Consider the following 12,806-nt stretch of genomic DNA (forward strand, 5'->3'; position numbering starts at 1 on the left):
TTAATTTTATGCAAATATAGGGGTTTGGCTAAAGTTTCACCTCGCTTAGAGCCTCCGAATTTTTTGCTTCTCGATCAGGGCTTTATCAAAATCCGGATCAATATTTAATGACTTTTCAATATATGCCAAAGCTTCCTTTTGATTATTTTGGATTCTTTCTATCTGAGCAAGTCTAAGATATGCCCAGGCTGGTGACTTAAGATCCTGATATCCAAAATTTTCAATATATTCTTCTAAGAGTTTTTTACCCTCTTTCAAACGTATTTCATAGATGGCAGCTGCTTCTCCTAGTTCATATTTTAGATAGTTTCTGGAAAGGAGTTCAGGCTGATTAGCCGCCGTACGAATCGCCTCCTCATATTTCTTTTTCGCAAGGTCCCGGTATTCCTGGGTTTTATAGATGTAAGCGTCAGCTAATAATGCATCCACCTCATTTAACCTATCCAAATCTGAAGCATAACTTTCAGCAATTGTTTTACTTCCACCAATAATACCAGGCAACTGCATATAAAGCTCCACCAATGCCCGACGGACTTCTTTATGCGTAGGATCGAGCTTGGCAGCTTTTTTTAGATACTCTTTTATATCTCCCAATAATAAAGCAGCCTGAAATTTAGAACCATAATAAGCTTTCATACCCATAGCTCCTCCAAGCTTAAAGTTATACATAGCATTTTCAGAATCCATTTCAACAAGTGTTTCGTAATATTCAATGGCTTCATCCCAATTTTTTTCAAAACTGGCAATATCTCCTAAATATTCGATGGATTTTGGCTCATCCTCATACTGTAGAAATACTTCCCGGGCTTTTTGAATTTCCCCGTTTTTGAGCATTTTTTCCGCAGAATTCAAACTGGTTTGCGCCATTGAAATACCAGAAAAAAGGTAAAAAAAGCCGATCAGATACTTAAAATTTGTTAACATAAATATATTTTTTATAAATTTAGCACGCCCAAAGAGTTGTTATTCAGCAAACTTAAGATAACATCTTAATTAATGTTTCTTAATTTAACTCGGCATATTAAAAATTATTTTAATATTTGTGCAGCTTTTTAATGAGTTTTAACCGAATACAAATTTTTTGAATTTTAACACCTAGCCTATGCAAAATTTTACTTTAGGGAGGAAAGGACTTAATTGGTTCCTTTTCGCCTTCATTTTATTTGTTGGCAGCTCGTCCTCTTATGGACAATGTGCCGACGTGAATGATGAGGATGCCGGTACAAATGGCAATCAGCAATCATATTGTTACCTTTCTACCATTCAGGATTTATTAGAACAAGGTACAAATGATGGAGATCCAAATAGTGCCCCAGCAAACATTGAAATATATGAAACTGCTGACAGTACTAACGATACAGATCCTATAGACAGGGACGAACTTCTAACCAATGCCACAACTTACTTTTTCGGGGATTCCACAGATTCAAGTTGTACTAGAGTACCTGTTGAGGTAAGTGTTGATGCAGGTCCAACACCGCAGAATGAGATAACTGGAGGCAGAGATAGTTTTTCTATTTCTCCGTGCGAATCTGCAGGTTTTACCGCTCAGGAATTAGAAGACTTATTTACTGCTGATGCAGGTTATGAACTAGAAGTTTATGATATAGAATTTGGCGAAGTCGCTTTGGCGCCAGGAACTACTTTAACACCTGGAGATAGTTATTTTGTAGGCCAGGTGGACGATGGCTCTGGTTCCAGATGTCCATCCACAAGAGCTGCAGTTGGCTATGACCCACTTGAATCGCCAGGACCAACCGCTGATGCTAATCAAACTTATTGCGAAGAAGCAACTGTAGCTGATTTAATGGCTTCAGGAACCGAACCAAATACTCAGGCAATTAGATGGTATAGAAGCCAGACTTCTAACTCTCCACTTGCAGATGATGTTGAACTTGTTAATGGAGAAGACTATTTTGCAGCGCAGGTTGTAAATGATAGAAACAGTCCGTTCCCTCCATGTGAAACAGCATCTGGTGAAAGAACCAGAGTTGTAGTAACAATTATTGAAGGCCCGGATGCTGGAGAAGATAATACAGGCGTGGTTTGTGAGCCTGATGTAGAAGCTACATTTCCAAGTCTGGATGCTGTAGAAAACTTCTATTTGTCTCTTCTGGATGATGGAGTTCCTACTGACGGAACTTTTGAGCCAACTATAGCGCAAATCGTTGATGCTTATAATGCTGACGAAGATGGCCTTGGAGATTTTACAGTAACCTATACAATTGGAGAAGATTCATGTCAGGACTCTGTAGATCTAACTATTCGAGTTATCGAGGAAGAACCTGCTAATGCAGGAACTTTTGATGATATTTCCGGAGTTTGTGCTGAAGATGAACCCATAGATCTGACAAGCCTTGAAAACAACGACCCTGATGCTACTTCAGGTGGAACTTTTACAGGAGAAGGAGTATCAAATAATGAATTCGACCCTTCAATTGGCGAAGGTGAATACACAATCACCTATACCGTAGATGAAAACTCCGAACCCTGTACTTCAGGATCTGACTCTACTACTTTTACAATTACCGTAAATGACGCAAATGCGGGTGAAGACATATCAGACACTGTTTGTAGTTCAGATATTGAAGACCCCAGTAGTTTCCAGGCTCAATTTGCTTCATATTTGGAGGGAAGGGATACTGACGGTACTTTCGATCCAGCTTTAGAAGATTTATACGCTCAATATCAAAACGATTTAGCTTCAGATAATCTTCCTCAAACTTATGATGTAACTTATACGGTTACCGATGGAAGTTGTGAAGATCAGGCTACAATATCAGTTACTGTAAATCCTTCTCCAGATGCGGGGGAAGATGGAACTGCTAATTTAGAATCTACAGATGATCCTGTTCAACTTTTTGATTATCTGGGAGGAACTCCAGACGAAGGAGGGACATGGAGTCCGGGAGATGGAACTTTCGATCCTGCCACTGATACTCCTGGAACCTTTACCTACACCGTGAGCAATTCTTTTGGTTGTGAAGACTCAGCTACAGTCACAGTGACAGTTGATGAAGAATGTGCGGGAGTTACAGCAGGAAGCGACAATACCGGAGTGGTATGTGAAACAGATGTACAGGAAACTTTCCCATCGAACGATGAGGTCAGAAAATTTTATCTAGGTCTTTTAGACGAAGGTGTTCCAACTGATGGAACTTTCAATCCTACCATCCAACAGATCATTGACCAATATCAAGCTGATGAAGACGGATTAGGTGATTTTACCACTACCTATACCATTAATGTAGATGGTTGTGAAGATTCTACAGAACTCACGGTAAGTATAGTAGCTCCTGAACCAGCCAATGCTGGTGAAGATGTAAACCTGACTTTCTGTACCGGAGATGAAGACCAGAATTTATATATATTCTTAAGTGAAGACGCCAATAACGATGGTACTTTTGAAGGCTATCCTGATGGTATTTTCAGCCCTTCTTCAGAAGGTGCAGGAACATATACTGTTACTTATACGGTGGATGAATCTACCGGTTGCGTAACGGGGTCAGATTCTGCTACTTTTAATATAACTGTAAATGAAGGTGATGCTGATGCGGGAGAAGATGGGTTCGTAGAACTGGCTCCAACAGATGACCCTGTGGATCTGTTTGATTTCCTAGGTGGAACTCCAGATGAAGGAGGAACATGGAGCCCGGGTGATGGAACCTTCGATCCTGCGACTGATACTGCTGGAACTTTCACTTATACCGTTAGTGATGGAGAATGTACAGATTCTGCTACTGTTACAGTAACACTAACTTCTGAAGAATGTGACGCAGGAAGCGATAATACCGGAGTGGTATGTGATACAGATGTACAGGAAACTTTCTCTTCAAATGATGAGGTTAGAAAATACTATCTGGGCCTTTTAGACGAAGGTGTACCAACCAATGGTACATTTAACCCCACCATCCAACAGATCATTGATCAATATCAGGCTGATGAAGACGGATTAGGCGACTTTACAACTACCTATACCATTAATGTAGATGGTTGTGAAGATTCTGCTGACCTGACTGTGAGAATTATAGAAGAAGGGCCTGCAAATGCCGGAAGCTTTGATAATATTGAGGATGTATGTTCAGATGAAGATCCTATAGACCTTACATCTTTAACTAATAATGATCCCGATGCTACCATTGGGGGTACATTTAGTGGTGAAGGAGTTACAGATAACGAATTTGATCCATCAATAGGTGAAGGCACTTATACCATCACTTATTCGGTAGACGACACGACACCATGTACGACTGGTTCTGATGACACCTCTTTTACAATTACTGTAATCGATGCGCCTGTTAGTGCAAGCATCAATAGAACTTTATGTGTAACAGATGCGAGAGATTTAATTTCTGATCCTGCAGCTGGTTTTGCATTCTTACAAAACCTGGTAGAAGAAGCTGGAGTTGAAGATTTTGATGCTGATAATTTTAATGATGAAGCCTTTGCTGAAGCTACCAGATTATCCAACTTTATAGATTCACCAACTTCAGATTCTGAAACATTCAATTTTGAATATACCGATCCTTCAGATTCTGTGTGTGGGGATGGCGTTATTAGCATTGCTATCACCATCAATGATCTAAGAGATGCTGAAGCCGGAGATATAGAAGATCAAACTGTTTGTGAAGCAAGCGGAATGATCGACTTAACAGATTTCTTTACTGATGAAACTGTTCCTGGTGGAACTTTCAGCGGAACGGGTGTAGAGGATGGAATGTTCGATTCTTCTCTCGGATCTAATGAAGATGGTTATGAAATCACTTACACCGTAGATGATTCTACAGAGTGTGTAACTGAAGGAACCAGTGACTCAACTACTTTCACGATATTTATTGACGCTTCAGTAGATGCTGGAGAATCAAATAGTACTAGTGTATGTAGAGCTGAAGTTGATGAATTATTTCCAAATAATACCTCCGTTAGAAATTTCTATCTTAATTTATTGGACGAAGGAGTCTCTAGAAATGGAACTTTTGCTCCAACTATTCAGGAAATAATTGATGCTTATAATGCAAATGCAGATCAGGATGAGTTTAGCACTACCTACACAATTTCAAACGGAACTTGTTCAGATAGCGTGGAATTAACGATAAACCTTTTCGATGCAATTCCTGCTGAAATTGGAGATATTGCTAATCCAGACCCTATTTGTAGAAATGCTGACGATATAGACCTATTCTCTTTCCTTCCTGAAGATGCAAATCCAAACGGAACCTTCGAAGGTTATGAGGAAGGTACTTTCAGCCCAGGAATGGCAGGTGTAGGTTCATTTGAAATCACATATACGCTTACAGAAGATTCTCCATGTACTGAAGGAGAAGCATCTGCTACCTTTACCATTACAGTAACTGAATCTGCTTTTGCAGGAGAAGATATGGATCTTAGCGTTTGTATGAGCGATGAAGTTCAAAACCTATTCGATTTTATTTCAGTAGATGCTGATAATAATGGAGAATTCACACTGGATGGCGAGGTGATCGCTGATGGATTGATGAACCCTGCAGATTTCGAAGCTGGTGAATACGAAGTAATTTATACAGTAGAGGCGATTAATGACTGTGGTGATGATACCGCAACCTTTACGGTTACCGTTGAGGAGGCACCAGATGCACCAACAGTTGATGGCAACCCATTCAACTTCTGCGCAACAGACGATGCTACTGTGGCTGATCTTTCAGCAACAGGAACTAATCTAACATACTATTCAGATGAAGCGCTTAGTATGATGGTTGCTGAAGAAGATACTTTAGTTGCAGGAACTTATTATGTGACTCAACGAGGTGATGATGGTACTTGCGAATCTGAAGCTGCTGAAATAACAGTAAATATCAATGATGCAGCAACTCCAACAATTTCAGATGCTAATCCAACTTTCTGTGAATTTAATGATCCAACTGTAGCAGATCTTACAGATTTAATTAATGAAACAGGTACAATTACCTGGTATGATTCTGAAGATGGAGACAATGCCCTAAGTAGCGGAACACCTTTACAGGATGGAGTAACTTATTACGCAACATTATTCGATACAGAAACAGGATGTGAGAGCTCTATAAGATTGGCAGTTTCAGTAAGTATAGAGTGTGATTTCTTCATCCCTGAAGGATTTTCGCCTAATGGAGATGGACTAAATGACACATTTGATATAAGATTTATCGAAGACATATATCCTAATTACACTATGGAGATCCGTAATAGAAATGGTGATTTGGTTTACAAAGGAAACCGAAATTCCCCAAACTGGGATGGAACCAGTACCGAAGGTTCTTTAGGAAATGGTGTTCTACCGGTAGGAGCTTACTTCTACTATATAGACTTTAACGATGGTACCACTGAGCCCGCAAGAGGAACTGTATACTTAAGTAGATAATTAGGATAAACAAGAGAACGAAATGAAAAAAATAATCACAAAATATTTATTATTCGCAGGCATTATCCTTTTTTCTATAAAAGGATTAGCCCAGCAAGATCCACTTTTCACTCAGTATATGTATAACATGAGTGTGATGAATCCTGCTTACGCAACGGACGATCCGGGAATGTTAAACCTGGGTGGAATTTATAGAATGCAATGGACAGATGTTGATGGTGCACCTCGCACCCTCAACTTCTTTGCCCACACTCCTGTGAGTGAGAGGGTTGAATTAGGACTTACGGTAGTACATGATGAAATTGGAAATGTTGAGAACACAAACAACATTACAGCAGATTTCGCCTATGTAATTCCAACCGGTGAAACCACCAACCTATCTTTTGGTGCTAAAGCTGGTATCACAACTTATGATGCAGATTTATCGCAATTAGTAGTTAATGATCCTAACGATCCCGCATTTGCAAACAACATCAATGAGGTATTTCCAGTATTTGGAGTTGGCGCTTTTTGGTTTGGAGATAAACACTATTTAGGTGTTTCTGCTCCCAACCTGCTTACTTCAGATCATTTGGACGAAAGTCAGTTACTTCGTGATCGTGGTTCAGAAGAAATTCACTATTATTTAACTGGTGGTTATGTCTTTGACATAGGAGAGAACTTCAAATTAAAACCATCAACCATGGTAAGAGGAGTACAAGGAGCTCCACTTTCTGTTGATGTAAATGCTAACGTTTTATTATACGATAGACTTGAAGCAGGTGTAGGTTATAGATTCGATGAAACTGTAACTGGTTTGGTGAACTTCAGAGTGACTCCAGGCCTTAGAATAGGATATGCATATGATTATCCTACCTACGATTTAAGTAACGATGGGTCACATGAGATCATGCTTTTATTTGATCTGGATCTATTCGGACTTAAAAAAGGATATGACAAATCACCTAGATTCTTCTAAAACCCGACTAACATGAAAAATATATATAGTACACTTTTAATAATTTTTGTAAGTATCACTGCGTTCGGGCAAAAGTCTGATATTAGGGATGGAAACAAGTTTTTCGCCCAGGCTGCTTATATCGATGCTGCTGATGCTTACGAGAACGTAAATGATAAATCTCAGGAGGTTCTTCAAAATCTGGGAGACTCTTATTTCTATACTAACCAGATGCAAAATGCAGCTGAAGTATACGAATTGTTGTTCTTAAGACATGAAGGATCCATAGAACCTGAGTATCAGTTTAGATATGCCCACACTTTAATGGCTGCGGGTAATTACGTAAAAGCTGATGAATTAATGAATGAATTAACTGGTGAAAGCTGGGAGCATGAAGAATTTGCAAGTGAACTGGATACCATGGTTCCTCACAAATTCAAGTACGATCAGGTGATGAACAATCAGTCTTCTTCAGACTTCGGGATTGGATTCTACGGCGATCGCGTTGCTTTTGCTTCCACAAGAAACCAGGAGCGCCCGGTTTATCCCTGGAATAAACTTCCAACTTTAGACCTCTATAGTGCTGAAATGAATGACGAAGGAGAAATGACAGATATCGTTCTTTTCTCTGATGCTATCAATACTGATGAGCATGAAAGTTCAGCTACCTTCAGCCAGGATGGTACAGTGATGTTCTTTGACAGAACAAATGAGGATAGAGTGAAAAATGAAAATGACGTTCGTGTGGCACACATCAGCCTTTACCGTGCTGAAAATGTAGATGGTGAATGGACCAATGTTGAGAAATTACCATTCAGTAGCGAAGAATATTCAGTTGAACATCCAAGCTTAAGTGCTGACGGAAGTAAACTATACTTTGCCAGTGATATGCCAGGCGGTAGCGGATCTTTTGATATCTACGTTGTAGATGTAAATGAAGATGGGACTTACGGACCACCTCAAAATTTAGGACCCGGAGTAAACACTGCACATAGAGAGCAATTCCCATTCATTAGTGAGGAAGATGTTCTTTACTTTACCTCAGATGGCCACCAGGGATTTGGAAATCTTGATATTTTCAGAACTGAAGGTGATTTTTCTGAAGTTGAAAATCTTGGAGAGTCTATTAACAGTGGAAATGATGATTTTGCTTTCGTAATTAAAGAAAGTGAAGAAATGGGCTATTTCGCTTCAAACCGAAGAGGAACTGATAACCTTTACCAATTTACCCGTGAGGAAAATGAGATCATTGAAGCTCCTACAGTAACTGATGAGACAAGCGGACAGGATGTTATTCCTATCGATGGAAGTAAAATCTACTTCGACTTTGACAAAGCTACCATTAAGCCAGAATCTAAACCGGTTCTAGACTCTGTAGTGACTTATATGAATGATTATCCAAACATTAAAGTAAAGGTGGAATCTCATGCCGACGCAAGAGGATCTGACCAGTATAACATGGCACTGTCAAAAAGAAGAGCTGCTTCTACCGTAGAGTACCTTGTTGAAAAAGGTATAGACAGAGGAAGATTAACTTCTGAAGGATATGGTGAAAACAGACCTGTTAACGATTGTACCGAACCAACAGGTTGTACAAATGAGCAATATGCTAAAAACCGTAGAAGTGTATTTGTAGTATCTAACCGAAATAGATCTATGAATGAAAACACTAATATGGACGATTCGGAAATGGAAGATCAAGACGAAAACTAAGTTTTCTAACTGATACTAACTAACCAATCAAAAAGTGAAAAGCCCCGCAAATTGTGGGGCTTTTCTATTTTATATAAGTAGTGCATAATAATTTCCTTCACCCGAATTGGAACATTTTATATAATGGCATGTATAATTAACATCAGGAATTAACCTATTCGGAATAATTTAAAACTTCCAATGACAAGCTTTACTATTCTAACTATTCCTTAACCTGAAAATTTTCAATAAAAAACGAGTTTGAAATAATTTATTTTAAAGCTTTCGGGATTTAGCCTTTATTTCAAACAGCAAAGAAGCCTAAATTATATCGGTCCCGGTTCGTATGTTAGGGGAGGTAAGGAGGCCGATTTGTCGGCTTAGTTTTGATTTGTTAATCAAGTTAATAATTTCTTTTTAAGGCTAACTTCTATTGGCCACTAACAATTATTAGCTACTGGCCGATTTAGTTCAAAAATTATGTTATCTATATTATTTTGATCATTTCGTTTCTCATTTAGAAGAAAGTTATTTTTAATTAAAAGACTTATTGAATTTCTATTTTGTTTTTGTGTAAATGCCTCTACCTTTTCAAGATTCAATATTTGAAAACCAAAGTTTAGAATTGCCATCATTGATTCATTCATAATACCTTTATTCTGAAATTTCGGATCTAGATCATATCTGATTTCTCAGTTTTTTCGTCTTCTGAAAAATTCCAAAGACAAATTGAACCAATCATTTTTTCGTCTTCTTTTAATGTAATACTCCAGTAAAATAACTGGTCGTTTTTAATCTTTAATTTAGTTTTTTCAATAAATTTAATTGCTTTTTGTTTTGTATCAGCATTTTCACGTTTTACAAACTGGTTCACAATTTTATCGGAACGTAAATAAGAAATACTTTCCCAATCAGATTTTTCTAATTTTCTAAGAAACAATCTTTTTGTGTCTAGCTGGGGAAATTTTTTCTTTTTCATGTTTTAATTTTGTCAGAGGCTTGCAGCTAACTTGATTATAAGATCAATTCTTAGGGGGATATCCTTCCAGTGCTTTTGTTACAATTTTATCGAATTTCTCCTGTCGTTTTTGAGGGTCAGCATTCATATCAAAAGAACTTTCTACTACGGCCTGCCAAATAAGGGCATCATTTTCAACATCTATAAAGTCAAAAGTAAGTTCCAGGTAACTATCCATTTGTCCCAAAGGAATACCTCCGGAAACTCCTACTCCAACATTACCGCCACCGCCACCTATTCCTACTCCGACTCTGCTTCGGTTATCTTGCTGAAATTTTTTGGTATATACATTTACATAGATTCCCGGTGAAGAAGAATCAGAAAAACCTTTTTCCTGCATCTGTCTTTCGATACTTTCCAGCAATCTTGCTTCATCTAACTGGCTAAGTCCTGTTTGAAGATCAGGAAAAATAGTATAAGAATTATATCGATCAAAATTCACCTGTTGATCATAATCATAAACTGCTTTGGGAGAATTACACGCGGCAATAAATAACAGTAGAAAAGAATATTTCAATAGTCTCATAATCTGATTTTTACTAAAAATAAGCAAAATCAGTTCCAGACTTGAAAGGTTTAACAGGATTTAAACAGGCTCTTTATTAAGCATCTGCCATAACTGATCCTTTAATTGCGTAAGTCCCATTTGAGCCACTGAAGAAATAAATATATAGGGTAATTTAAATTCTTTATCCAATTCTTTAGCCATTTCCTCTTTCAATTCCTCATCAAGAAGATCACTTTTAGAGATAGCGATCAATCGATCCTTATCCATCAATTCAGGATTATATCGCTTTAATTCGTCAAGGAGGATATCATATTCCTTCTTGATATCTTTTGCATCTGCAGGAATTAAAAATAACAGGGTTGAATTTCGCTCAATATGCCTAAGAAATCTATGCCCCAGGCCTTTACCTTCTGCGGCCCCTTCTATAATTCCTGGTATATCGGCAACCACAAATGTTTTAAAATCACGATATTCTACAATCCCAAGGTTTGGCTTAAGGGTGGTAAACTCATAGTTAGCAATCTTAGGTTTTGCCGCAGTGATTACAGAAAGTAGTGTAGATTTACCAGCATTTGGAAAACCAACCAGACCAACATCTGCCAGGACTTTTAATTCCAGCGTAATATCTACCTGTTGGCCATCTATTCCTGGCTGTGCATATCGTGGAGTTTGATTGGTAGAACTTTTAAAATGCCAGTTACCAAGTCCGCCCTTACCTCCTTCAGCCACTATAAATTCCTGACCATCTTCTGTGATTTCTTTAATAATTTCGTTAGTATCGGTATCCCGAATAACGGTTCCTAATGGAACTTCAATATATTCGTCTTTCCCCTGAGCTCCTGAACTTCTCTGTTTACTTCCATTTTCTCCATGTTCAGCTTTTACGTGGCGTTTGAATTTTAAATGGAATAATGTCCAGAGATTTTTGTTGCCTTTCACTATAACGTGACCGCCACGACCACCATCTCCTCCATCTGGACCACCCTTTGTAATATATTTTTCCCTATGCAGGTGAGCAGAGCCCTTCCCTCCTTTTCCGGAAAAAACATGAATTTTCACGTAATCAACAAAATTCCCTTCAGTCATTCTTTTTATTTCATTAATTCGTCTATCACCTGGCTTAAACGCTCTGTGATTTCTTTTATACCTCCTACTCCGTCAACGCCATAATACTTATCCTGTTTCTGATAAAATTTTTTCAGAATAGCAGTTTCATCATAATAAACCTTAATCCTATTTCTAATCACAGACTCATCGGCATCATCAGGTCTTCCGGAGGTTTTTCCTCTCTCCAGTAAACGTTCCACAAGGATTTCATCTTCCACTTCTAACGCGATCATCGCATGAACCTCAGTTTCCCTGGATTCTAAATAGGTGCTTAAAGCTTCTGCCTGAGCTTCAGTTCTCGGGAAGCCGTCAAAAATAAAACCTTTAGCACTTTCATTCTTTTCCACTTCAGCCTTCAGCATATTAATCGTTACCTCATCTGGCACCAACTGTCCTTTATCTATATAAGATTTTGCACTTAGACCCAGTTCAGTTTTATTTTTGATATTATACCTAAAAACATCTCCGGTAGAGATATGAACCAAATCATATTTATCTTTTAAAATATCGGCCTGAGTTCCTTTCCCTGCACCCGGAGGGCCAAAAAGCACTAAATTTGTCATTTTATTTATTTGCGTTTATATACTTGTGTAAGGTTGCGACCCAATCCATCATAATCGAGTCCAAAACCTACAATAAATTCATTAGGTATCTCCATTCCTTTATAATGCACCGGAATATCTTTTTTATAAGCATCAGGCTTATAAAATAACGTAACCACCTTATAATCTTCTACCTGGGACTGCTTTAAAATTTGGTCAATTTCAACCAGTGTATTCCCGGTATCCACAATATCTTCCAGCAAAACTACCTGCCGTCCTTTCAACTCCTGATTTAAACCTAAAAGCGTTTTCACGTTTCCGGTAGTTTCCGTCCCTTCATACGAGCCCATTTTAACAAAACTAACTTCACAATCTCCCTTAAATCGCTTAATAATTTCTGAAGCAAACATAAAAGAGCCATTTAATACTCCCAGGAAAACAGGTTTTTTATCACCAAAATCGGAATTGAGTATTTCTGAAATCCCGTCTATCACCTTCATAATCTCATCTTCTGAAATATAAGGTTCAAATTCAAGATCATGTAGTTTTACCAAAACTGTAAAATTTTAAGTGGCAAAGATAAGGAATCTCAATAAGCCTTGCCGCTTGATTTCTTACTGAATATCTAT

General features: G+C 38.1%; 10 protein-coding genes. 3 read left to right on the forward strand and 7 right to left on the reverse strand.

The features are described 5' to 3' along the window. Nucleotides 1-45: 45 nt before the first annotated feature. Entirely contained in the window at nt 46-924 is an 879-nt protein-coding gene (locus Q1K34_RS02830; RefSeq protein ID WP_300434205.1) for a hypothetical protein, read from the reverse strand. Between the two features lie 178 nt (nt 925-1,102). Here Q1K34_RS02830 and Q1K34_RS02835 point away from each other — a divergent pair, with 178 nt between their 5' ends. From Q1K34_RS02835 to Q1K34_RS02845, 3 genes are read left to right on the forward strand one after another with little or no spacing between them, the layout of a single operon-like run. Continuing rightward, nucleotides 1,103-6,373 (forward strand): gliding motility-associated C-terminal domain-containing protein, encoded by a 5,271-nt coding sequence (locus tag Q1K34_RS02835; protein WP_300434216.1) that lies wholly within the window; start codon nt 1,103-1,105, stop codon nt 6,371-6,373. A 22-nt stretch (nt 6,374-6,395) separates the two neighbouring features. Further along, nucleotides 6,396-7,331, forward strand: a complete 936-nt coding sequence (locus Q1K34_RS02840; protein WP_300434228.1) for a type IX secretion system membrane protein PorP/SprF — start codon at nt 6,396-6,398, stop codon at nt 7,329-7,331. A gap of 12 nt (nt 7,332-7,343) precedes the next feature. After that, a complete protein-coding gene (locus tag Q1K34_RS02845; protein WP_300434234.1) occupies nt 7,344-9,023 on the forward strand; it encodes an OmpA family protein in 1,680 nt (559 codons plus the stop codon). A 419-nt stretch (nt 9,024-9,442) separates the two neighbouring features. On the opposite strand, the gene Q1K34_RS17985 is transcribed toward Q1K34_RS02845, so the two are convergent. The 6 genes from Q1K34_RS17985 to Q1K34_RS02870 are packed head-to-tail and all read right to left on the reverse strand — an operon-like array spanning nt 9,443 to nt 12,731. After that, on the reverse strand, nt 9,443-9,649 hold the full coding sequence (locus Q1K34_RS17985) for a GNAT family N-acetyltransferase (RefSeq protein WP_367183291.1): 207 nt from the start codon (nt 9,647-9,649) through the stop codon (nt 9,443-9,445). Between the two features lie 26 nt (nt 9,650-9,675). Further along, a complete protein-coding gene (locus Q1K34_RS02850) occupies nt 9,676-9,981 on the reverse strand; it encodes a GNAT family N-acetyltransferase (protein WP_300434236.1) in 306 nt (101 codons plus the stop codon). A gap of 43 nt (nt 9,982-10,024) precedes the next feature. Then, nucleotides 10,025-10,546 (reverse strand): DUF4136 domain-containing protein, encoded by a 522-nt coding sequence (locus Q1K34_RS02855; RefSeq protein WP_300434239.1) that lies wholly within the window; start codon nt 10,544-10,546, stop codon nt 10,025-10,027. A gap of 60 nt (nt 10,547-10,606) precedes the next feature. Continuing rightward, a complete protein-coding gene (gene obgE, locus Q1K34_RS02860) occupies nt 10,607-11,614 on the reverse strand; it encodes a GTPase ObgE (protein WP_300434242.1) in 1,008 nt (335 codons plus the stop codon). Between the two features lie 5 nt (nt 11,615-11,619). Then, nucleotides 11,620-12,198 carry an adenylate kinase gene (locus Q1K34_RS02865; RefSeq protein ID WP_300434244.1) on the reverse strand — a complete coding sequence of 193 codons (579 nt, stop codon included), beginning with the start codon at nt 12,196-12,198 and terminating at the stop codon, nt 11,620-11,622. 5 nt (nt 12,199-12,203) lie between these two features. After that, nucleotides 12,204-12,731, reverse strand: coding sequence for a phosphoribosyltransferase (locus Q1K34_RS02870; RefSeq protein WP_300434246.1), 528 nt, complete (start codon nt 12,729-12,731; stop codon nt 12,204-12,206). Nucleotides 12,732-12,806: the final 75 nt, after the last annotated feature.

This window comes from Christiangramia sp. (assembly GCF_029937855.1).
Classification (GTDB): domain Bacteria; phylum Bacteroidota; class Bacteroidia; order Flavobacteriales; family Flavobacteriaceae; genus Christiangramia.